This is a genomic window from Gracilimonas sp. (assembly GCF_017641085.1).
Taxonomy (GTDB): Bacteria; Bacteroidota; Rhodothermia; order Balneolales; family Balneolaceae; genus Gracilimonas.
This window is the reverse complement of record NZ_JAEPPI010000001.1, coordinates 589474-613755: the sequence shown is the minus strand read 5'-3', so window position 1 is coordinate 613755 and position 24282 is coordinate 589474. Positions and strand designations below refer to the sequence as shown.

15 protein-coding genes are annotated in these 24282 nt (G+C 44.8%); 5 read left to right on the top strand and 10 right to left on the bottom strand.

From position 1 onward, the window contains the following. Positions 1-58: 58 nt before the first annotated feature. The 3 genes from JJ941_RS02470 (at position 59) to JJ941_RS02460 (ending at position 5009) form a co-directional block, all read left to right on the top strand. The gene (locus JJ941_RS02470; protein WP_290961992.1) at positions 59-1363 is read left to right on the top strand and encodes an MFS transporter; all 1305 of its coding nucleotides are present in this window, start codon (positions 59-61) and stop codon (positions 1361-1363) included. Positions 1364-1501: 138 nt separating this feature from the next. Beyond that, positions 1502-2461 (top strand): hypothetical protein, encoded by a 960-nt coding sequence (locus JJ941_RS02465; protein ID WP_290961989.1) that lies wholly within the window; start codon positions 1502-1504, stop codon positions 2459-2461. A 43-nt stretch (positions 2462-2504) separates the two neighbouring features. Then, the gene (locus tag JJ941_RS02460) at positions 2505-5009 is read left to right on the top strand and encodes an N-acetylmuramoyl-L-alanine amidase (RefSeq protein ID WP_290961986.1); all 2505 of its coding nucleotides are present in this window, start codon (positions 2505-2507) and stop codon (positions 5007-5009) included. Positions 5010-5331: 322 nt separating this feature from the next. On the opposite strand, the gene JJ941_RS02455 is transcribed toward JJ941_RS02460, so the two are convergent. Both JJ941_RS02455 and JJ941_RS02450 read right to left on the bottom strand, forming a co-directional pair. Beyond that, the gene (locus JJ941_RS02455) at positions 5332-7191 is read right to left on the bottom strand and encodes an N-acetylmuramoyl-L-alanine amidase (RefSeq protein ID WP_290961983.1); all 1860 of its coding nucleotides are present in this window, start codon (positions 7189-7191) and stop codon (positions 5332-5334) included. 3 nt (positions 7192-7194) lie between these two features. Then, the gene (locus JJ941_RS02450) at positions 7195-8439 is read right to left on the bottom strand and encodes a DUF1343 domain-containing protein (RefSeq protein WP_290961980.1); all 1245 of its coding nucleotides are present in this window, start codon (positions 8437-8439) and stop codon (positions 7195-7197) included. Positions 8440-8549: 110 nt separating this feature from the next. Here JJ941_RS02450 and JJ941_RS02445 point away from each other — a divergent pair, with 110 nt between their 5' ends. Beyond that, positions 8550-9611, top strand: coding sequence for a glycoside hydrolase family 3 protein (locus JJ941_RS02445; protein WP_290961978.1), 1062 nt, complete (start codon positions 8550-8552; stop codon positions 9609-9611). A 425-nt stretch (positions 9612-10036) separates the two neighbouring features. On the opposite strand, the gene JJ941_RS02440 is transcribed toward JJ941_RS02445, so the two are convergent. Further along, the gene (locus JJ941_RS02440) at positions 10037-10891 is read right to left on the bottom strand and encodes a BadF/BadG/BcrA/BcrD ATPase family protein (protein WP_290961975.1); all 855 of its coding nucleotides are present in this window, start codon (positions 10889-10891) and stop codon (positions 10037-10039) included. Between the two features lie 100 nt (positions 10892-10991). On the opposite strand from JJ941_RS02440, the gene JJ941_RS02435 reads away from it, so the two are divergent. Next, positions 10992-12152 carry a heparan-alpha-glucosaminide N-acetyltransferase domain-containing protein gene (locus tag JJ941_RS02435; protein WP_290961972.1) on the top strand — a complete coding sequence of 387 codons (1161 nt, stop codon included), beginning with the start codon at positions 10992-10994 and terminating at the stop codon, positions 12150-12152. A 274-nt stretch (positions 12153-12426) separates the two neighbouring features. Here JJ941_RS02435 and JJ941_RS02430 read toward each other — a convergent pair whose 3' ends face one another. The 7 genes from JJ941_RS02430 to JJ941_RS02400 form a co-directional block, all read right to left on the bottom strand. Further along, entirely contained in the window at positions 12427-14862 is a 2436-nt protein-coding gene (locus JJ941_RS02430; RefSeq protein WP_290961970.1) for a phosphodiester glycosidase family protein, read from the bottom strand. Positions 14863-15311: 449 nt separating this feature from the next. Beyond that, positions 15312-16328 (bottom strand): metallophosphoesterase, encoded by a 1017-nt coding sequence (locus tag JJ941_RS02425; RefSeq protein ID WP_290961968.1) that lies wholly within the window; start codon positions 16326-16328, stop codon positions 15312-15314. Next, on the bottom strand, positions 16328-18319 hold the full coding sequence (locus tag JJ941_RS02420; protein ID WP_290961965.1) for a family 10 glycosylhydrolase: 1992 nt from the start codon (positions 18317-18319) through the stop codon (positions 16328-16330). The genes JJ941_RS02425 and JJ941_RS02420 overlap by 1 nt, the downstream gene beginning before the upstream one ends. Positions 18320-18387: 68 nt before the next feature. Beyond that, the gene (locus JJ941_RS02415) at positions 18388-19782 is read right to left on the bottom strand and encodes a T9SS type A sorting domain-containing protein (protein WP_290961962.1); all 1395 of its coding nucleotides are present in this window, start codon (positions 19780-19782) and stop codon (positions 18388-18390) included. Between the two features lie 64 nt (positions 19783-19846). After that, entirely contained in the window at positions 19847-21121 is a 1275-nt protein-coding gene (locus tag JJ941_RS02410) for an IPT/TIG domain-containing protein (RefSeq protein ID WP_290961958.1), read from the bottom strand. Between the two features lie 15 nt (positions 21122-21136). Then, positions 21137-22141, bottom strand: coding sequence for a PorV/PorQ family protein (locus tag JJ941_RS02405; protein ID WP_290961955.1), 1005 nt, complete (start codon positions 22139-22141; stop codon positions 21137-21139). A gap of 8 nt (positions 22142-22149) precedes the next feature. Next, the gene (locus JJ941_RS02400; protein ID WP_255134866.1) at positions 22150-24267 is read right to left on the bottom strand and encodes a T9SS type A sorting domain-containing protein; all 2118 of its coding nucleotides are present in this window, start codon (positions 24265-24267) and stop codon (positions 22150-22152) included. Between the last annotated feature and the right edge of the window lie 15 nt (positions 24268-24282).

Below are 24282 nucleotides of genomic sequence, written 5' to 3'. Positions count from 1 at the left end.
TTACCTATAATTCCGACTTCGACATTTTGAAGCTTAACCATGAAATCAACATCGGCATATGAATTTAATAGCTAAGCTAAAAGAGAATCCATGGTTTTGGATTCCTTCTCTCTACTACGCTCAGGGACTTCCCTACATCATGGTGGTAGAGGTTTCGGTAATCATGTATCAAAACCTTGACATCTCTAATGCCGAGATTGGTTTATACACCAGTTTGCTGTACCTGCCGTGGATTATTAAGCCATTCTGGAGTCCACTGGTAGAGAACACCAAAACCAAGCGCTGGTGGACCATAGGGATGCAGTTTGTGATGGGAGCCGCCTTTGCCGGCGTGGCTCTTGTATTGCTCACTCCTTCTTTCTTTGCCTTTAGCCTTATCGTGCTTTATCTGCTGGCCCTGGCTTCCGCAACCCATGATATAGCCGCAGACGGTTTTTATATGATTGCCCTTAATGAAGAGAAGCAATCCTTTTTTGTGGGGATCCGATCTACCTTCTATCGCATTGCCATAATAAGCGGTAAAGGGGCGCTGGTTATTTTAGCCGGTTACCTGATTGAAAGCGGAACCGATGTAGATTATGCCTGGGCCGTAACCTTTGGTATCCTGGCTGTGGTTATGACGGTTTTTGCCCTCTACCACACCCTTTCTATTCCCAAGCCTGCCGGTGACTATGCCGAAGAATATGACAGCCCCAAAGAACAACTGGCAGCTTTTTTCAAAGTATTCATCGATTTCTTTAAGAAGAAACAAATCTGGGTAGCGCTTGCTTTTATCCTGTTTTACCGGTTTGCGGAAGGTCAGCTCGTGAAAATGGGGCCTCCTTTCTTTTTGGATGAAATTAATGCCGGAGGACTAGGCCTCTCCACTTCCGATTTAGGATTTATCTATGGAACCATAGGCGTGATTGCCCTGACCATCGGTGGCATTATCGGCGGTGTGGTTATTTCAAGAAAAGGACTTAAATACTGGCTCTGGCCTATGCTTATTGCTATGAACGTGCCCAACCTGGTATATGTGATTCTGGCCTACTTCCAACCGGAATCCTATACTTTAATCAGTGCTTTTGTAGCCATTGAACAATTTGGATATGGATTTGGCTTCGCTGCTTTCCTGATGTTTCTGATTTATATAGCCCGCGGCGAGAATAAAACAGCACATTACGCTTTCGGAACCGGGTTTATGGCCCTTGGTATGTTGATCCCCGGCTCTATCAGTGGTTTTATGCAGGAATGGCTGGGCTACCTCGACTTCTTTATCTGGGTGATGATTGCCACTATCCCGATTTTTATTGTAACAAAGTTTGTAGATATCGATCCTGACTTTGGAAAGAAAAAAGACAAGCAGGAAGCAGAGAATAATTAATCATCGAAACCTGTTTTTACAACAAGATAGTTTTACAAAGAATAAAATCTTTAAGGCGCTCCCTTGTAGCATCTTACAGCTAATTCCATCATTTTTACCTACTCCACTATGATCTGTAAATCGTTTAAAATCCAAAATATGAACTCTTCTATATCATCTATAATCACCTCCCTTCTGCTGGTGATTACTTTATCCGTAACAGCCATTGCTCAGCCAGCTCCGAATGGAAATCCACAAAAATTGATAAGTGTGGAAGGTTCTGATTTTATGAACCCGGTTTGGTCACCTGACGGAACCAAAATAGCTTTCACTTCATCGCGGCAGCAGGGACTTTGGATAGCAGATACGGACGGTTCAAACATGCAGCAGATTACAGATGAATCGGCCGGGTACGGCTTCTCATGGTCGTCTGATTCCGAATCTATTTTGACCCGGGTTTCAGAGTTTCAGAATAAAAGAAGAAAACTCGCTGTTAAGATTTACCACACCAATGGCAAAGAACCTGAGCAGCTGACTGAGTTCAGAGATCAAATGCCAACCATTCCAAAGTGGGCCAATTATGACCGGCAGGTAGTGCTTATTTCTGATAATGATATTGAATCGTTCGACTCTGGCAAAGAAATTTCTACCCAGCAAAAAGCTTCGGTCACCAAACCTTTTTATGTATTGAAGTCGAACCAGATTGCTAAAGGTAAAGTCCCGGAAAACAGCACCGAGAATATCTCCCCTTTTGATGATGCCCAATACCTGAACCTGGAAGTATCGCCGGACGGTAAAAAACTGGCCTTTGAAGTGTACGGGGGCAACTTATTCGTAATGAATATTGACGGTACCAACCTTATGGATCTGGGTAAAGCTAACCGGGCAAAATGGTCGCCCGACAGTCAATACCTGGTGGCGATGGTTGCCGAAGATGACGGACACAACTACACCAAATCAGACCTATATGCTTTGAGCATTGATGGAGAAGAGCGAATTAACCTGACTTCATCAACGGATATAATAGCTATGAACCCTGACTGGTCTCCTCAAGGTGACCAAATAGCCTTCGACAGCCCCGATGATGGAAGTATTTACATCCTGAATATCAGCTATTAATTCATCCCGTATAATCAATCAGCAACCATCCACACACGGCATTATGAAGTATTTTCTATCCCTTTTAGCATTTGCAGCACTTTTAAGTACGGCCCCGGTTAAAGCCCAGACCGTAACAGGACTCGAAGGCTTTTCTATTTTTCTTGATCCGGGGCACAGCCAAACGGAAAACATGGGACTTTACAACTATTCGGAAGCTGAGAAAGTACTTCGTGTAGGGCTGGCTCTTCGTGAAATGCTGCTCACCCAAACCGACATCGACACCGTGTACATTAGCCGGACAAGTGATTCTCAGCAGGTTCCTCTGTCTCAGAGAGATGATCTTGCCAACGCAACCGGTGCCGACTTCTTTCACTCCATTCACAGCAACGCAGGCTCAAATACTGCAAACAACACATTGTTTCTACATGGCGGTTGGCGTTCAAATGGACAAACCGTTGAGAAAACTCCGAACGGAGGAAAAGAAATGGGCGACATTATGGAAATTGAGCTCACCGATGCCATGCGGATACCTACCATCGGGAATTGGGCCGATCGTAATTTCTATCAGGGCAGCTCTGTTGATAATCACAGCAATCAGTTCCCGTACCTCTTTGTAAACAGAACAACCAACATGGCTTCTGTATTGAGTGAAGCCGGATTTCATACAAATCCTACCCAGCAAAAACGAAACTTAAATGCGGACTGGAAGCGACTGGAAGCACAATCCTTTTTCTGGTCTATTCTGGACTACCTGGATGTGGAACGACCTCCGGTTGGCATTGCTACCGGGTACATCACCGATGCTGATGGCGGGCTTCCAGTTAATGGGGCCGTTGTATCAGTTGGCGATTCTACCTATACCACCGATACTTTTGAATCCCTGTTCAACAATTACGCTGCAAACCCCGGCGACTTGCAAAACGGTTTTTACTATATAGAAGACCTCGAAAACGGGCCCGCTCAAATCATTGTTGAAGCGGAAGGATTTTACACTGATACCGTTGATACCAACATCATTTCTACCGATTTCACCTTTACCGATGTGGCATTGGTTTCAAACATCCCTCCCTTTGTGGCATCTACTTCCATTGGGGATGACGATGAGATTAATCCCGGGGAAGCACTCGTACTCAATTTCAGCCGGTCTATGGATCGAACTGCGGTAGAAAATGCCTTATCCCTCACGCCTGAAGCCGACTATACCCTCACGTGGAATTCAGATAAGAAGCTGAGTATTTCCACGGCTAATTTTGACTTTGAAAGCAGTTACACCCTTACAATTGATTCTACGGCAACCGACAAATCATCCTATGCTCATAACATTGACGGCAATGCCGATGGCACGCAGGGTGATTCTTACACCGTTGCCTTCGAGACCGGTCCGGTCGATATTATTCCTCCGGCTATTTCTGATATTCGCCCAACCAATACCCAACTGAACGAACTCCGGCCTATCATTAGCGCCACTTTTGATGAGCCACTGGATACCGCACTTTTTGATAACAAAACCATCGAAGTGAGCAAAAGCGACTACACCGTTCTCGGTGAAACCGTTTATTATACCATAGGTAATCGAAGTGTACTTAACTTCTTCCCTTCCGAGAGACTCGATAAATCCCGGAATTACACCCTCACGTTCTCCAAATCGATCAGTGATACGGTTGGAAACAGTCTCGGATCTGATGTAGTACGAACCTTCCCTACCGGAGATCAGGACATTATAAATGAAACCGTTGTTGATGATTTTGAAGATGGAATTTCAGCCTGGTGGGAGCCCTCTCAAAGCGGAAGCACGGACGGTTATATCCCCGAAGAAACCAGCCTGGAAATCAGCACCGCTGAAGTCAACCTTTTGACTAACAGCAGTCAGTCTATGAGGGTGAATTACGGCTGGGATACTACCAGCACTGCAAACCTTATTCGTCAATATCGTGGCAGTGTCACTACTCCTAAGTTCACTAATGATCTTGTTCTTCAAACCTATGTATTCGGTGATGGGAATGGCAATAAATTCAGGTTCATGCTTCGCGACGGCAATGGAGAGCTCGAAGGGAGTTCCTGGTACACTGTAGATTGGTTGGGCTGGAAATTGGTTTCATGGGACCTCACTCAAGACAGCGTGGTTGCATGGGTAAATGGGAACGGAACGCTGAATGGAAACCTGTATTTGGACAGCTTTCAGATGACCTACACCGACGGGCAGCCAACAAAAGGTTTTATTGTATTTGATGATCTCAGAGCGGTTGAGATGGGGCTCGCTACTTCAAACGAACCCAATGATGAGCTTCTTTCAGATGTACCCAACCAAATTGAGCTGAAGCAGAATTATCCGAACCCATTTAACCCTTCCACTAACATCAGTTTTGGATTGCCCCAACAGAGTGACGTTAACCTGAAGATCTACGACATGCTGGGACGGGAAGTAGCCACCGTTTACTCCGGGGTCAAATCAAAAGGGTTTCATACTATTCAGTTTGACGCTTCAAGACTATCAAGTGGAGTGTATATCTATCGATTGGTTACGAAGTCGGGTACCATTTCCAAGAAAATGACTCTGCTTAAATAAAGAACCCGGCAGCTTAGATACCCTAATTATTCATTTAAAACAGGTGCCGCCGCTCTGCTGCGGCACCCGGTTGTGAGGCTGAGCCTCAGGATGTTAAGTAATTGGCAAGAATGAATTTAAGATAGAAACGCACTTATTTAGAGACGGAGCATCGTTACGAGATTAAGTCTTAACTTATGCCTGTTCTAATCGACAGGCCGCCAAACCTTGTATTGCTAATTTAAACTCTTTCCTAAAGCGGTCGGACGAAAGCGGAAGCTTATTCTTACTCATCTAACTCTCATTATTTAAGGACTCTATTACTTATTACCAAACACCTCTTCTATTTATCAGGCATATCTGACACCGTTTCAAGGTATCCGTGCTGCAGGTAAAACTCTTCGAGTCCCTTCACAATTTGTTCAGCAATTTTCTGCTGGAAATCCGGATCAGTTAATAATATTTCCTCTTCCGGGTTTGAAATAAAAGCCGTTTCTACCAATACATTCGGAAACTCAGTGGGTGCATTCAGGGAGAAGTTAAAACTACCGGTCAGCCCGTAGTCTTTAAAGCCCAGCTCCATCATCTTATCATACATAATAGCGGCAAGCGGTTTAAAGGCGATATGCTTGTAGAAAGAACCGGTTCCCCTCACATCAAGCGGATCACTTCCATACCCAATTGAATTTGTGTGAATACTGACGAGCAGGTCTGCATCTTCCTCAATAGTGATCTCTTTTCTCTCGCTCATATACACATAGCTGTCATCGGTTCGGGGTAGTACCACCTTGGCTCCCCTTTCCTCGAGCAGCTCTTTCACCAGGTAAGACAGCTTCAGGGTAACATCCTTTTCAAGATTCCCCGCAGCTCCTAAGGATCCGCGATTGTCACCGCCATGACCCGCATCAACCGAAATGGTTCTGCCGTCGAGCGGACTATTGAAATTGGTAACAACCGGAGGCCTTTTTACTTCCACATTCAGCTGAGAACCCCAGCCGTACCCTACGGTATATCCCCAGTTTTGGCTGTGATTCAGCTCAATCTCCAGCCGGAAACGATCATCCTCAACCTGATTCCAGGTTACATTTTTGATGCCTTGTGAACTGTTGTGCTTAATCTTCCAGTTGGTGTTGGACGTAGCCCCAAATACATCAACAATAATTACATTCGGTTCCAGCTCCTGGTAGGTGATATACGGCAGTTTTTGAGAAAGCGTGAGCGAAATCATATCTGATTTATCTCTGCCCGACACCCTGATATTTCCTGTAAGGGATGTGGCCGGGGGAGTGTACTCATTCTGAAGTTCAACAAACCGAACCGGTATCCAGGCGCTCAGGCTTTTGGATAACTGTACCCGGTAATTATCGGCTTTGCGACCGGTGATATTGAGTTTTACTCCCGGTTCAAGGGAGCCATAACGAGCTCCTCCGAGGCGGTCGGTACCCATGCCAATGTTCAGGTAGGCATTTTCATCCATCACTTCCGCAACGCGGGAGAAGTTGTTAAAACTGACGGTATATTCACTTTTTTTCTTCTCATACCCGAACAAACCCTTTTTCATTTTAAAGGTGATATGTTTGTCCCTTACCTTGTCACCGGGTTTCACGGTGTAGCTTCCTTTATAAAGTCCTTCAATACCGGCAATTTCTTCGGGTACTTCTTTCATGGGGATATTATTCTTGAAGTAATCGATATTGAAGACCACTTCTTTTCCGGGCGAACCCAAAAATTGCACGTCCAGTGTTTCTCCGGTTACCAGCCAAAGCTCGCTGGATGGTTTCATCATCCGGTCAGAAATTACATTTCCCTTGGTATCTAATGGTTCCGGAGACTCCGGACGTACCAGGTACATGGTTTTGGTCAGTTCCTCGCCGTTCAGTTCTACTCTGAATTCTATTTCGGTGGTATCCGACCGATGCCCCATCATATCAATGAATGCACCGCTTTCGTACACCTTCACCGGCTTCCCGTTTATATACGCATTTGCAGCGGGGTTCGTGTTAGCTGCAACACGATATCGCGAAAAACTGTAGGTAACCGTATCGGTTTCAGGAATAACAATATTCAGGTAAAGAGAATCGCTGACTGCGATGGTAGTGTCGGCCTGTACCGTATCAACCCTGACAGAATCGACCTGGGCTTGCAGGTTTTGTGGAGTAAACTGTACAACCAGAAAGGCGGCTAATAAACTTAAATACTTCATGAATTACTTGTATAGATAATAGTTTTGTGATTTCTCTTTGAAGGAGGCTATATCTTTGGAAAGGTATTCCGAGATGTCTGAAACCTTATAATTTTGGCTGAACCGCTTACGTATTTGATCGGTTCCGGTTACTTTCTCAAACATACTCCATCGGTTTTTGCCCATTTCAAAAACATCCTTGTCCGGATACATTTCTTTATGAACCTGCATAAACCAGAACTGTAGCTTCATCAAATGAGCTTGCGTGTAGTCGCTGAAATGAATCTGAACACCATGTAAGGTCTTGCCCTGATCTCTTCCATAAAAAGGCTTAAAAACAATGGGGCGAAATACCACTCCCGGTATATCCAGGGCATTCATGCGGTCGGCAAGCTCACCTTCATCAATCCACTCGGCGGCAAACACCTGGAAAGGAAGCGTATATCCAACACCTTCCGAGAATACTCCCAACTCTCCCATAATACCTGTGGCCACATAAAAGTAAGCGGAATACTCATGCGGAATATGCGGTGATGTGGGCACCCAGGGCAATCCCGTTTCGTCAAAGGTCATAGAGCGGTTCCAGCCTTCCATTTCCACAACGGTAAGATTACATTGTTTGCCATTAGCCAGCCAGCCTTCTTTGTTGATCATTTTGGCTACTTCACCCGGAGTAAGCCCATAGATATAGGGAACCGGAAACTGACTCACAAAAGAAAAATATCCTTCTTCCACAATATTGCCTTCCACCTTTTCTCCACCCAGTGGATTGGGACGGTCGAGCACCACAAACTCAAGGTCATGCTCTGCGGCAGCTTCCATGGCCAGCCCCATTGTACTGATGTAGGTGTACGAACGAACGCCGATGTCCTGAATATCATAAACCAGCACATCCACATTCTCCAGCATTTCCGGAGTTGGCTTGCGGGTTGCTCCATATAGTGAAAACACGGTTACACCGGTTGCTTCATCCACATAGGTATCAACCTTGTCACCGGCGGCGAACTCTCCTCTTACCCCGTGTTCCGGCCCGTATAAAGCCGTGAGCTCCACACCCGGAGCGTTGTAAATAAGATCCACAGTAGATACAAGATCAGCATTGACTCCGGTGGCGTTAGTGATAACTCCAACTCTTTTTCCTTTCAATAATTCGAAGTTGTTTTCAGCCAACACTTCAATTCCGGTTTTAACTTGGTTAGTATGCTGAGTGAAGCCGTTTGAATATCCCAAAAAACTTACCAGCAGAACGAGCAGAGCTTTTTTCATCATAATAAGAGTGATCTTTTTTTCATTTTAAGCTGTTGAAGTTATACATTCTCAACCTGAACTTCAGGCACGAATGATTACTACTTGTAAAAAATAGAAACCCCTTCAAGCACATGCCCAACAGCAACCTAGGTACCGTAAGCGAACTAAGTCTTAAAGAAAAAATTGGCCAGCTTTTTTTAATGGGATTCAGGGGGAATGACATATCTGAAGATTCGGAAGTTCTGAACATGATTAAAGAACACAAACCGGGCGGAGTTATTCTATTTGATAAAGATATGGTTCATGACCAACCGGTTCATAATATCAAGTCGCCTGAACAGGTTCGCAGCCTTACAAAAGCATTACAAGCTTCTTCCGAAACCCCTCTTTTAATTGGCATTGATCAGGAAGGCGGACTCATAAACCGGCTGAAGCCCGAGTACGGCTTCCCGGAAACCATCTCCCATCAGAAGTTAGGTGAGAAAGACGATGAAGAATACACTGAATTGCATTCCCGGCATATCGCCAAAACACTATCTGAAGCCGGTATTAACCTCAATTTTGCCCCGGTGCTTGATTTAAGCTCCAACCCCGACAGCTCCATCATTGCAAAGAGAGAACGTTCATTCGGGTCTTCGCCGGAAAAAGTAACCCGGCATGCACGAGCTTACATCAAAGGGCATCAGCAGGAAAACATACAAACCTGTTGCAAGCATTTTCCCGGACATGGCAGCGCCGAAGGTGATACCCATGCCGGTTTCGTTGACATCACACACACGTGGGAGGAACATGAACTGGAGCCTTATGAGGCGTTAATTAATGAAGGACTTTGCACTATGATTATGACCGCACACATCTTCCATAATGATATGGATGAAGTTGTGCCTGCCACCCTTTCGAGAAATGTGTTAAAGAATCTGTTAAGAAAAAACCTGGGTTTCAGCGGAGTGATCATCTCTGACGATATGCAGATGAGGGCCATTTCCGATCATTATTCCCTTAAAGAATCACTGGAAGAAGGATTGAAAGCAGGCCTCGATATCTTCTGCTTTGGCAACAACCTGCTTAAAGAACAGGTGGAACTCAACGATTGCATTTCTGCCGTGGAGCAACTTGTTGAGGAAGGAGAAATTTCGGAGGAAAGAATTGATGAATCTGTGTCCCGGATTTTGAAGCTGAAGGGTAGGCTCTAAGAACAAGCCCAAAAGTCTGTTTCATGATAAAAATAGTTCCGTCCTTCAAGACGGGGATTATGAAATTTGAAAATAACCCAAGCATCTATAGATATTAAGTTTAGATGCTTATCGCAGGGTTGGGCTTTCCACTTTAAAGGCATATAGCCAAAGCTTCGAACACCCATTTTACTTAATCTACATCAGGGCGAAGCTTTTCATTTTACTTTTTCTACCCCGCCCTGAAGGGCGGAGCTATTGCCGATTACTTCTCCTTGATCATCTGTCTTATGCCACTCAAAAAAACCAAGTTTAGAAAGGCAACGCCCAACACAGTCGGAGCAACCTTTCAGCGTCCACAGGTCCTGAAAGCGTTGCGGGGATATGGCTGGTTAGATATCGATGAGTTTCATTTAACAGCGGACGCTTGGAGGTTCTTCTTTCCTTTAAGCCTTGGATTCTTTCAGATGGTTCTCCACCAAACGTTCAATTGGTTTTCGGACAATGACGCTTAAATTCAGCCCTCTTTCTGATAAAACGCTTTCAAGGGTATCGCGGTGAATGGCGGCAATAGATCCTACAAAGCCGATTTCTTTACCGGATAAGTCCCCGAAGTAGGCCAGCTGCTTATCGGCAAAATCTTCGAAACCGCTCCGCACAATATTCTTGATGAAATCATGATCAGCAAAATTCCCCAGCAGATGTGAAAAGGACGCCACAAACCGATTTCCATTCGGCTTTTTATACACCATTTCCAGGATGTTATCCAGCCTCATGTCGTGCCGTTGCTCGAGTTCATTCCTCAAATCTTCCGGCATAATGTTATAGTAGTAACTTCTCAAAATGCGTTTCCCAAAGTATCCGCCTGAGCCTTCATCACCCAGCGTAAAGCCCAATGAAGGGATCTTGTTTACTATCTTCTCCCCGTCATAGATGCAAGAATTGGACCCGGTTCCCAAGATACAAGCCACACCCGGCTTATCCCAGAAACAGGCTTTAGCTGCTGCCAACAGATCGGTATCTACCTGAATTTCAGCATTACTGAAACAGGCCGCGATTCCTTTTCTGACGACTTCCTTACTCTTCTCTGTCCCACAGCCGGCTCCGTAGAAAAAGATTTTATCAATGGGCTTACTCTCCAAAACCTGGGCCAGCCCCTCATCAATGGCATGGATGAGTTGCTCTAGCGACATGAAATAGGGATTCAGCCCGTCTGTATGGAAATACTCCTTATGCCCTTCATCATCTATTAAAATCCATTCCGTTTTAGTGGAGCCACTATCTGCTATCAGTATGTTCATGCATCTATTTTAATTGATTGGAGCGAAGATACTTAACACATTATTCCATTACCACTTTGGTTTCTTTTTTTATACTATTGGCGTTCACAAAATATTCTTTATGACTACTCTCAGCGGAATTTCATCAGGCAAACGACTTGTTTCACTCGATTTCTTCAGAGGTGCTACCGTTGCCGCCATGATTTTGGTTAACAACCCCGGATCATGGTCACACATATACGGACCTTTAAAACATGCGGCCTGGCATGGATGGACGCCAACCGATCTCATATTCCCGTTTTTCTTATTCATTGTTGGCGTTTCCATTGTGCTGGCTTTTACCAAAGCAAAGGCAAAAGGTGCCGATGATTCTGATTTGTTGAAAAAGACGCTCATCCGGGCCGCAAAAATATTCGGCCTCGGACTGGCCCTTTCCGCCTTTCCCTATCTTACATTTATCCCGGACTTCGGACTCCACCAAAACCTGATTGATATTCGCATCCCTGGAGTTCTGCAACGAATTGCTATCTGCTATGCCGCGGGAGCTTTCCTGTTCCTTTACACCAAACCAAGAACCCAAATGCTTACGCTGGGCGGACTCCTTATCGGTTACTGGATTTTGATGATGGCCATTCCCGTTCCCGGTTATGGAGCCGGAGCCATTGATACCGCAGAAGGAAATCTTGCTGCCTATATCGATCAGTTGCTACTCTCCGGGCATATGTGGAAGGAAAACTGGGACCCCGAAGGCTTGCTTAGTACGCTCCCGGCTATTGGAACTACCCTGATTGGAATCTGGACGGGACGAATGTTGATGAGTGATAAAGAATCCGAATCTTCGCGAACCATACAGTTTTTCATTTGGGGCTTCATACTCATCATACTTGGTTATGCCTGGAGCTGGGTTTTCCCTGTCAACAAGAATATCTGGACCAGCTCCTACACCTTATTTACCGGCGGACAGGCCATGTGTATTTTTGGTTTATGCTATTGGTTTATTGATGTAAAAAGTAAACAGCGATTTACTGACTGGGGCGTGGCTTATGGAATTAATGCCATTACCGTCTTTTTCCTGAGTGGAGTTATTGCCCGAGTATTTAACATGATCCGGTTTTCATACGGAGGGGAATCTTATACCCTGAAAGGTTGGATTTACGAAGTGGTTCTCACCTCCATAGCTTCACCTATTAACGCTTCCCTGCTTTATGCAATCATGTGGATCGTTCTCTTTTACCTGCTCGCCGCCTGGATGAAAAAGAAGAACATCATCATTAAGGTGTAGCTTAAGATTCTTTTTGAGCCAATTTGAATCTCGCACTGCTGTGGATGTGGTTGGTTGTAAAACTCGGTCATCGCGAGGAGTTGTACGATGAAACAGGACTCCCTTGTCTGGCGACGACGCGATCTCCTTAAGCCACTTGGAATGTAGGTACAGGGAGATTGCCTGCCTTTGCCAGCAGGCAGGCGGCGTCGTTATGCACCCAGACCGACATAGGATTTATAGGCTCCTCGCAATGACGTGATAGTTTTTTACTTCTTCTTATCTCGAAATCACATTACTTAATGAGCATCATTTTCCGGGAAATGCTCGTTTCGTTGGTTGAAAGCCGGTAGAGGTATAATCCGGAGGATAGTTTTCCGGCGTCAAAACTAACGGTGTGATTCCCTGCACTAAGCCTTCGATCCACTAAAGAAGCTACCTTTCTGCCAAGCACATCATACACATCAAGATCTACCCGGCTCGCATTTGGAATGCGGAAAGAAATATTGGTGGTAGGATTAAACGGATTTGGATAATTCTGATTCAAAGAAAGTTCATTCGGAACTTCAGCATCTCCCGTTCTTTCATTAGACACTACTGTGCGGTTGGGATATACTATCTCGAGATTATCCAGAAAAATGGCTCCGGAATATCGTTCACCGCTTTGCTGATCAGAGGCCAGCTTGATGCCTATCTTTTTTATGGTGATGGGATAATAGAAACTGCTAAATGGATCAACCGGGGTAATATCACTTGTTAGTGCCGGATAGATGTCAAACTCGGTGTTTTCGGCCCATTTTTTAACGCGGACGGTAAACAATTCATCGTTGTTATCTGCAAGTTCAAGTTCAATTAAATGCCTTTTACCATCGGATCTTGCATCAAGGTTGATGGAATCCGGCACCCCAAATACCGGAATATCCGTTTCAAGGTATGCCCATACTTCCGGATCGTTGTCGTACACAAACTCATAATCCAGACGAACGGAGTGGGATCCTTCGGTAAACGTGCTGTCAACCACGGTGAGTTCAGAGTTTTGAAGATCTAAATTTTCTCCGCTCAGCGACCAGCCTTCAAGATCCTCAAACCCGCTGACGGTTTCAATTCCTCCCCCGATTTGCACCTCAACTTCAACCGTATCAGAAATACCATCATAGGTTCCGATGACGGGCGTGGTACCTTCTGTTTTACCAATAAACGTTCCGTCAATCACCTCTCCTACTTCCTCGCTACCCACCTGCCAGCTGATATCTGTATTACTTACCCCACGTTTTTGTCCGTCAAAATCAAAGGACTCATTGAAAAAGCTGAACTCGTAGGAACTGTCAGTAACTGCATATTTAGGGAAAAGGGAGAACTCGGTAATTCCTTTCACGATCACCATCGCCGTGTCTTTCATGCCTTCATAATCCACATAGACATAACCGGTATCCGGGGAATTTCCGGCAGTAAAATTGCCTTCACTATCAATGGTCGCAGTAAAGTTCTCGCTCAGGCTAAAGCTCAGTTTTTGAGGGTCGAGCTCAACCGGATAGTAGTTCTCATCGCTTCCCCGGGCTGTAAACGTAAACGTATTGCCCCTGTATAATTTTTTGAATGTGGGATCGAGCTTTAAATGCTCCAGTTCTCCCGTTTTCTGCTTTGATGAAATCACCATCAATGCATTTGCCACCGCGCGTTCTCCGCTTCCGTCAGAGGGATCATTGACTACCTGATTATGAACAACCATAGTTGTAGAACCGCCGCCATCAAGATTCAAAGCATTTTGCACTCCGAATCTTTTCATGAACTCGCCCATTTCCGTCAGGGTCATACCGGCACTGGTACTTTGCCGGCCATCTACCGTCAGCAAATATAGTTTTGTTGAATCAGCATTAAAACCTACTGCCGTACGGGGATGTCGCTCCGGCCAGTCGCCCTCATTATTTCCATCATTCAGAAATTTCCCGCGTCCGCCTACAACTTCTTTGATATCATCGAAACCGGGCATCAGTTGGTGATGCACAACTACGGTATCTCCTACTTCAAAGCCGTCCAGTATAGTTTTAGAAGTTCCGTGACCGGATAAAACAAAGGTTGAATCTGAAAGTGCAGCATCTCCCGAGGTTGTTTTCTCTTTCACCACGGCTTTTACTTCCCCATTAACCACCCATTCATCCAGAGCGGTTAGAATAAGCTCTGTTCCAAACTCATTGGTTCCTGTTGAAGCTCCGTAGTAGTGATTGTAATAGACTAAAGCGTCCGTTGTTCTGCTCTGATTTACACCCGTGATATCATATTCATTTCCACCCTGAAATAGCTTTCCGGTATAAGTGGTAGGATTTATGAACACCTTTTTTTCTTTAGTATATCCAAATACATCTCTGCTGATGGGCTTTTTTATGATCTCGCCTTTTATAACCTGCGCATTGGTCGGATTTCCTCCCCCATAAAAGTCGCCGTTCACCGCGGCAATAACCTGATGACCTTCATAGGATTTTCGCTGGGCCATCGAGCTGGTTTGTTCATAACCTCCAAATGTATCCTGAGCTTTAACGGTCTCCAGTTTGGTATCCGGCCGGGTCAAATCTACTTCAACTACATCAAAAGTCCACGGAACGGAAGGAGCTTCAATGGTATAATGATACATGCCATCCCCGATTTGCTGAACACTCAGGGTGTCATATTTTATCTGTGCAAAACTTGTGATGGAACACAGGAGGAATGTTAATAGCAAGATCAGTTTCTTCATAGCTATAAAGGTTAGATTGAGTGATACATCCTGAAACAAACGGACAGGGATTGCTTAATTAGAAGTTAAGGTGGTTCAATATTAAACACTCGTCATTGCTGTAGAAGTCAGGTAATTCGAGGACAGTTTTGGTTAAACTGAGCAGGCAATCTCCCTAAATCAATAATCCCAAGTAAATCAAGGAGATCGCTTCGTCGCCATGCAAAAGAGTCCTGATTCACCATATGCTCCTCCTCGCGATGACAGTTTGGTTTTTCATTCTAAAATAACTTCGACATAATGATCCTGTAAAGCCTTTGCGTCCCGGTCCGACGGCTTTAAGCCCGTCTGACCGTTGTAATTAAGCTTACCAGGCACATTCGGACCATCCATCAGACGGGTGATCCGTCAGATGGATATCATGACCTGATGTACTTACGGTTAGAAGAATTCTTTATCTCAAACTCACCTTAGTTCTCAATTTCGGCGCGGTAAAGGCTATCCTGCCTTTGCTCCAGTTGTTGTCTGGTCTGTATTCTTTCCCTTTCCACGGTATCATCAGGCTCCAGCTGATGCTCCCATTCGTACTCCACCGGGTACCACTTCAAAATGTCTTCCTTGCCAAGTTCAAATACCGTATATCCGGGTTTAAAACCTAACCAGTTTCCACCCCACCATGCAGCAGAAGCAGACTGAGACGTTGTGTACCAAACATCATTAAATCTAAAATCCTCGTTGATATGGGTGTGCCCCTGCAGCAGTGCTTTCACATTATGACGCTCTAAAACATACCGCAGATCAATATTATCCTGCAAGATGAAAGGACTCATAGCCATCATCTCAAAATCGTTGTTGATTTGCCCCTTATGAGAAAAAGCAGGCATATGCGAAACCAGAATAGCCGGCATGTCTTTGTGATCGCCAAGATCGTGGCGGAGCCAGTCCATTTGTTCTTCCCCGATCATGGGTTTATAGGCCGGGCCGTTCTCCCCTTCAAACTCAAAAATGGAATTCAACACTACAAAATGCCATCCCTTATGATTGAAGCTGTAGTAATCTTTCTCCATCCCCAGCTCCTTCATAATCATTTTCCGGCCTATGCCTGGATGATCTTTCGGAACTTTTCGTCGGGAAGAGAGGCCGAGCACATCATGGTTTCCAATGCAATGATAATAAGGCACATTGAGCTCTTCTGTGATACTTCGATAAAGCCGTATGGATTCCTGATAAGTCTCAAGTTCGGTGTACAAACCGTCAAACACCATATCTCCACCCATTAACACTAAATCAGGGGCAGGATCAAGCGCATTAATGGATTGGATACACTTTTTATATCCCTCATGTCCTTGCCTGCGAGAGGTGACATGCTGGTCGGTCAGGTGGACAATTCGAAAGCTATCTTCATCGGAATGTTTACCGTTGAACAAAGTGCCCATTCCCAGGGCACTCAGTCCTATGTTTCTTAAGAAAGATCTGCGGGTGGTCATTATTTAATCAGCGTCATTTTTCGAGTTAAGGAAACATCACCCCTGTTAAGCTGATAAATATAAATACCTGACGACAGTTCGGAGGCATCAAAATTAACGGTGTGCTCGCCGGCCGTCATATTTCGGCTGACCAGCTCGGTAACCTGCCTGCCCAGCATGTCAAAAACTTTCAACGTGGTAAAGCCGCTATTGGGTAAGTCGAAGGTAATTCGCGTTACCGGGTTAAAAGGATTCGGATAGTTTTGAGACAGGGAGATTTGCTCCGGTGTCTCCTCAACCTCCTCGTTTGAAACCACGATTCCACCTTCGGCAGCGGCTGTAGGCTCACTTTCTACATTGTTTCTGCTCACAGCTGTAACAAAGTACCAGTGACTTTCTTCGGATGGAGGAGCGATATCGGTATATGACGTCTCCCCGGTTACGGCAACCAGGTTATAAGGGCTTTCCATCTCCTCAACGGTATTTGGAGACGAACCGGCATCTACCCGGTAAACCGCGTATTTAATCAGCGTATCAACATGCCCGGCAGCAGATACTTTAGTCTGCACGTCAACTTCCGGCTTATCCCAGCTCAGCTCAAATACATATTCCTTTTCGGAATCCCTGTTTACCACCAAGTTTTGAGGGCTGTTCGGGGCCGTTGTATCTTTCCAGGCCATGGTTGGCTGCAGGGCTGCATACTTGTAGAAGTTCGTTTTCAGGGAATCCGCAAATCCTTTGGAAGAATAGGTGGTAATGTTGCTGGATCTGAAAAACACACTTCCGCTTATGTTTTCATTATTCCTGTTATGTCGAATTTGACGGGGAATCTCATCGGCATCAAACAAGGTATTGGAAAAGGTACTGCTGCTGGAACGATAAAGTCCATGCCCCGGATAGATATGGCGATCGTTAGCCACGGCCTGTTCTGCCCACCAGTCTGCAAGCTTGCCATAATCCTGGGCCGTCCCGAATCGGGTAAATGCCCAGTACAACTGAGGGGTTATATAATCAATTGTTCGTTGTTCCAGCCATGCTATACCATCACCGTAAATAACGCTGTAGGCATCCATCCCACTCGTGCCTTGAGGAATTCCGCTTTTCCAAATTCCAAAGGGACTGATACCGAATTTAACCCAGGGTTTTACAACCTGGATGCTGTCATGAAGCATCTCTACAAAAAGGTCGATATTGTTTCTTCTCCAATCGTCTTTATTATCAAAACCCCGCGGATATTGAGCAAAGGTGCTGTCGTCCAGAGCTTCGTTCTCACTGGAACTGCCCATGTGATTGGGAGGGTACGGATAGAAATAATCGTCAAAGTGGATTCCATCCACATCGTAGCGGTTTACTACATCCATCACCACCTTAACATTGTATTCCATTACCTCCGGCAGGCCGGGATTCATAATGGCAATTTTGTCATTCATTACAAACAGCCACTCCGGATGCTTATTAGCTACATGCAGAGAATCGCGTGCAGTAGTTCCGGGAAGCTTATTTTTTGAGTTCGCATCGTAGTATCTGCCGAGAAAAGGCTTCAGGCTTTCGTCGATGCTTTCATTGTTGAAAATCTTTTGTGTGAAATCATCAGGAATTGTACGCATGGCGCGGTAAGGGTTCAGCCATGCATGAAGTTCCATTCCTCTTTTATGAGCTTCTTCAATTACAAATTCTAAAGGATCCCAATATGGATCCGGTGCAACGCCTTCTTCTCCGGTCAAATACTTCGACCAGGGTTCAATATCTGAATCATACAGAGCGTCCCCTTCAGTTCTTATCTGAAAGTATAAGGTGTTTATTCCCGCCGCTTTAAGGTCATCCAAACGGTCGGTTAAACTTTGCTTTTGAAAACGGACAGGCAAATCACCGGAAGCCGGCCAATCCAGGTTTATTACCGTTGCCATCCATGTGGCTCTGAATTCTTTTTTAGGGGGCTCATTTTGTTGAGCAATTGTACTGCCGGCAAGTAAAGTTGCAAATAAAAGTAGTATTGATTTTTTAAACGACATGATATTCATTTTTCATAGGTGTAAAAAAAAAGGCAGCACAAGGCTGCCTTTTATCGGCTTATTGCCTGTTACTTAATCAGAGTCATTTTGTTCGTTAGACGAACGCCATTAGCCTGCAGCGAATAAATGTAAACGCCGGAAGACAGGTTAGAAGCATCGAAAGAAACAACGTGCTCTCCTGCATTCATTCGCGTATTTACAAGTGTTGCCACTTCACGACCTGTCATGTCATATACTTTCAGAGTAACCGGTCCGGCCTCGTTAATAGTATATTCAATGTTAGTCGTTGGGTTAAACGGATTCGGATAGTTCTGGCTTAAGCTATAGCCTTCCGGAATCTCATTTTTGTTCTCATCTTCGTTAGATGTATAAACTTGATCGGTGGTAAACTTCTGAAGATCCACCGTTGTTTCACCTGCACTGAATGAACCAATATAGGCAATGGTACCATCAGGGGAGAAATCAAGAGCACGAGGACGTGCGTTGTCATAACCAGCTGTTACATCAGCACCAGCTGCCCATTGGATACTATCCAATCGTGTTTCGTCAGATCCTAATGTAGAATAGTCAAAGGCATACCAGGTTTGTGGTTGAATACCTTCAGCTGGTACATCATTCAATGAACCTGAACCAATCCACAGGTTATAGGTTTGTGGATGCAGATCGAAGCTTTCTGCTTTATAACCTCTTAAAACAGTATCTGGTACAGCACCAAAGCTACTGAATTCGTCCGGACGTGAGTATTCCAGCACAGCCCCTAAGGTATATCCAGCCCACCAGACTTTGTTTCCATCAGGGGAAACCTGGAAGTCACGTGAAAAGCTTGAAGTAAGAGTAATGATCTCTTCAGGATTCTCGAGATTAGGATCGTACTTAACGATAGGAGCATCTGTTGCTACTACAGCAGAAACGTAAACATTACCATCTCGGTCAGTAGAAGCTTCTGTAAGTGAACCAATTTCTGGAGCAACTTTAGCTAATACTTTACCATCTGAGTTCAGTTTGAATAATACGTTCCACTGAGAAATAATGATATTACCATCATAATCAGCTTCAATACCTCGACCGGATCGGGTATCGTATCCTCCCGCTCCATCGTTTAATGAAGGATCCCAGTATCTACCCAGGGTGTCATTTGGTGTTTCTCCATCTTCCCATTCTAATACGGTAAGTGGTGAGAAATCAGCAGGTGTACCATCAGCATTGTAAACGTAAATGGCACGGGTACTTAATGTATCTGGCACCCCGTCATCCCCGAGATCTCTGTTAACAACTATAGTTTCAGTCGAATAAAATGACTGAACCCAAACTTTGCCTTCATTATCTACGGCTACACCATGTACCTCGAAGAAGAGATCATCTCCATCAGGGACAAATGTTGTGTCCTGCGTCCATTGTGCAAAAGCCAATGCCGGTAACAGCATAAAACTTAGCACCATTAATAGTTTATTCGTTTTCATCATATTTCTCCTTTGTATCTGTTTATCGATAGGTCTTATTAGGTTATTGTTTTGGTTATCGTTTTAGTTAAAATCCGAAAATCCCGGCCCTTCTTCGGTCATACATGTCCAGGAAATTAATGCTGTTTTCTTCTCCACGAATGGTTACTACAGCAAATTCATCATCCCTCCAGGTTATACTTGTGGCACCGGGCTTTAGCATTCCTTCGTAGAAAGCTTCATGACGCCCATCAGGAAATACTCTTACCATACTTGGCTTCGATACATCATTAATTTCTCTGCCCGTTGTTATAATTAATTCACCGTTTGAAGCAAATATCATATCTGAAACAGATCCTTCGTAATGCTGTCCATAATCAAAATATAGGCCTCCTTGTGTCAGGTTACCTCCTCCGTCAATGGTAAATTTCCAAACTTTTTGTCCGCCATCAATTTCTCCACCCACAAATAGTTCGTTGTTATTACTATAAAATGCAACCGAAGATAGTGCTCCTGCAAAGGGAGTCTTGGACTCATTTCTATTAGCCGTGTTGAATCTGTGAATTTGATCACTGTCTGCTCCTACAACCCACAGGTACCCGTTGTTATCAAAAACAAAATCACGAATCTTTAAGTTACCGGAGGAAGAAGCCACCCAAACATCTTCCTGCAGGTCATTACCGAATTCTTTACTGAAAATGGCTCTCAGGTTCTGCTGAGCCATAAATAAATCACCATTCGGCCCCACTTCCATCGTGGAGTAAGCAGTAAAACGCATGGTACTGTCAGACGGATATGGGTTGTCGTTTTCATTTAATTCACCGGGATATCTTGTCATGTCGGTAGTGATGGTGCCATCGGGAGAAATTCTCGTGTACCTGATAATCCCATTCGTGTTAATAATGGTATAAATATTGTTTTGAGCGTCAACTGCAACAGGAGATGTTGGTGTATTACTTTCATCTACCCCGGGATAGAAACCAAATGGCTGAATAAGGTCATATTGATAGGGTTCACTGAAAAACTCGGCACCACGAACGCCAACTCTTACATCCAGGTTATCACCCCAAATAGTGCCCGGCCGAACCACTAGGCGGGTTTCGGTAGCACTTTTAACCACGCCCGCCGAACCTCCAAAGTTTACGATTACGCTATCTGGATGTGAGGCAAAGTTTTCACCTATTATAATAACAGAATCCACTCCGGCAAGATATCCGTTTTCAGGAGTGATATTGGTTACTACAGGATTTGGTTTTGACGGTTCATAGCCCGGATCGTACACACTATTGCCTTCTTTACAGGAGATCAATCCGGTAGCTAAAACTGCTAATAATACGAGACGATTTATTTTTCTGAACTTCATACTTACTAATGTCATTTAAAATCCTATTTGAGCACTAAACCTGTTTACCTCTCCAAAAACACCGAACTGAGTATATGAGTAATCAACACTCAGCACTAATGGACCGATAGGCTGTTTGATACCGGCACCGAAAGTAAGCTGCTCTTCATCTTTCGGGAAACCATATCCTCCGCGAAGTACGAACCGATCAATAAACGTATATTCCAGACCGAACAGAAGTTGTTCATCATAGTCTCTGGGGCGATTCGCATCTATACTTACCAATAATGAATGAACATCCGGGTCGAGATTCGTCAAGTCCAGCACATCCATGGATACCCCAATCTTAAACGTAAGCGGCAGCTCAGCTCCTTCATCATCATAACTTACTTCCGGAGAGAAATTCCTGAGCGCCATTCCGAAATTTAAGCTTCTGAACCCTGTTTTATAGAGCACTCCGAAATCCAGCACCCCGGTTCCCGCCGAAAATGATTGGGTTTCGTAGTTCCCTGCCCCATCCGTGCTAATTGCAGCACTTCCTAAGTTTTGATTACTGTACCTGAAGTTTGCACCAACAGAAAACTGGTCGGTCACCGCATTTGCATAAGAAAGACCTACTGCAAAGGCTGTTGGGTTGATGGTACCAAGGTCAATATAGCCCTGCTCGTTGTCGGCCCTTGCCGTGGATAGGATGTCTCCGTAATCAACCGAAATAGCATTTAACCCTATAACTCCGAATTTACCATCGGCCGGCTGATAAACCAGAGTAGCTGAATTGTGGTTGATGTCCGCTATCCATTGCACAGCACCTACGCTTGCGGTGTACGTACCGTTTATATAGGCCATGGTTGCCGGGTTGTATAAGGCAGAGTAGGCTCCCATTTCAACCGAAGTAACGGCTCCGGATAGGGCAGAAGCTCTGGCAGAGGGCGATACACTTAAGAATTTCATACTTGTTTGCGCTCTTTTCTTTTGCCCGTATATATCTGTGGTACAAAGAAGCGCTAAAATACAGAGGAATATTGCTTTGGTTAATCTCACTTTTACACCTATAGTATGATTACAATTTTTCTTGTAGCTACTCTGCCGAATTCATCACTGTTGGGATCTTCGTTGATAATTCGGGCAATGTAAATGCCACTGGCTACTCTTTGACGGTAGTCGGTCTTTACATCCCAGTAAATGTCACCGCTGCCATTTGTGTTAGTCAAAGTCCTTATTTTTTCTCCCAGCTCTGTGTAGATCTCAATAGTACAAACGCTTGGCACCTCAAAAAAGGCAACCCGGTCTTCACTGGCTACACTTCCAAATTTCAATTCAACGGGGGAATTGGCCCTGTAGGGGTTCGGAACTACTCGTATATCCGCCATCGCTTCACCGGCAGGTCGCAGCAAGCGCGCAGGGTCGTAGCTTTGCATGTAGTATCGGTTACTGACCAACTCTGTATTCGTTGGCGTTTGTCCGGTTCCATCGTTGTTCACGTTGCCGACACTTACTATATAGTAGTAATAGTCGAGCCCGCGTATTGGGGGATCCAATAAATATTCAGGTCCGCGATCCACATCCCCGTCTTTAATAAAATTCTCACTCGGATCAGCTTCATACAACAGCCGGTATGTACTGTCTAACCGGCCGGAAGCACGGTAAATTCTAAATCCTGATAGGTTCGATGTATTTCCGGTGTATTCCCATTCCAGGTCAATTCCGTTACCTGCAGAGGTCACCGTAAATATACTTGGAGGCTCAGGCGCTTCGGGGATGGCATATCCGGATTCGTAATTCGCAATGGCCCGTTCAAATGTTTGAAACAAAGAGTCTCTTCCCTGGAAAACCACCCTGTTCTTTTCTTCAGCTGTGATATCGCCTCTCTTAAAAGCGGCACCTGTTTCATTGGCTACCTCCCGTGAAATACCTGATGAGGCTTCAGCTATGACGATAGTCACACTGTCTCCGAATGCAATGTCATAAGGTCCATATCCATAGGTATAAGCCTGCCCTCCACCTTCACCCAAAGAAGGATCGTTTGAAGGGTTCACAAAACCATCAAAACCACTTGGCTCTACCACGTAGGCATGTCGGGGTGAAACCCTGCCACGATTCATCATCTCGTACTCATCTTCCATTTTAGTAACGTTAAAAGCATCGTTGTTACTGTATAATGGATCATCATTATGCTCATACGACATGGTAAAAGGCTGACCTGGATCATCGGTAGGATCCGTTGAGGAGGCATCCGCATGCAGCGTTACGGTTCCTACAAAGTGATAGGCTGCCAGCCTTCCTGTGGTATCATCGGCTGATAAATAACCACCGGTGGTATTTGGTACAAAAATCGGGGCTCCGATATTGTCATAATTTGGATTGGCAAAACTTGGGAAATAGCCATGCCATGCAAAAGAAGCCCTGAAGTCTTCCGGTTCACCGGGTCGGGCACCGTCCCCTCGCTGATCATTCATGGTATTAATACCCCAGCCTGTTGCGTTACCGATGGTATATCGGGAAGCTTTAACCGGTGCCATTCGGTTCAGAAAGTAGGGTACAAAACCTGTGATATCCTGCCCCTGCATTTCAATCTCAGGGTCATCATCAGTGTTGCCTGTGTTTACAAAGGTATATTCAATAATGTGATAGTTATCGTGGTACTGCTGGCTAAACTGCTTGATGGTTCTTTTTACCGTAACACCAATCAGGGTGTTTGTAACCACGCGTATTTCACGGTCAGCTTCCAGGTTTGGATCTATACGATCGTTTTGTACACTTTTTGAAAATGAATCCAAACCATCTACAGTAACTGATGGTGGCTGAAACTTACTTACCGTTTCCATGCTCACAGGGTAAAATTCTCCAAGCCCGGTTACACGAGGGCCCACATGGACTACCCGGCTGCTGAAGGTAGTTCCGTTTTCGTCCGTATAGTCTGTTACTCCAAGCCAAAGTGCTTTCATGGCCTGGGCATCCTGACCTCTGTAAATAGCAGGCCATTGCCATCCGCCCTGCTGTTCCTTGATAAAGCCTTCTTCAATTTCAGAGCCAATACTGGAATAAAAATTGTGAAAAGACCCCGCCGATAACCATCTGTTTTCTACTTGCGAATAGGCATTAGCAGACAACCCAAAGGCTATTAGTAGCGAAGCACAGATACTCTTATACAAATTCTTTCTACTCATTACGCTTGTTTAATT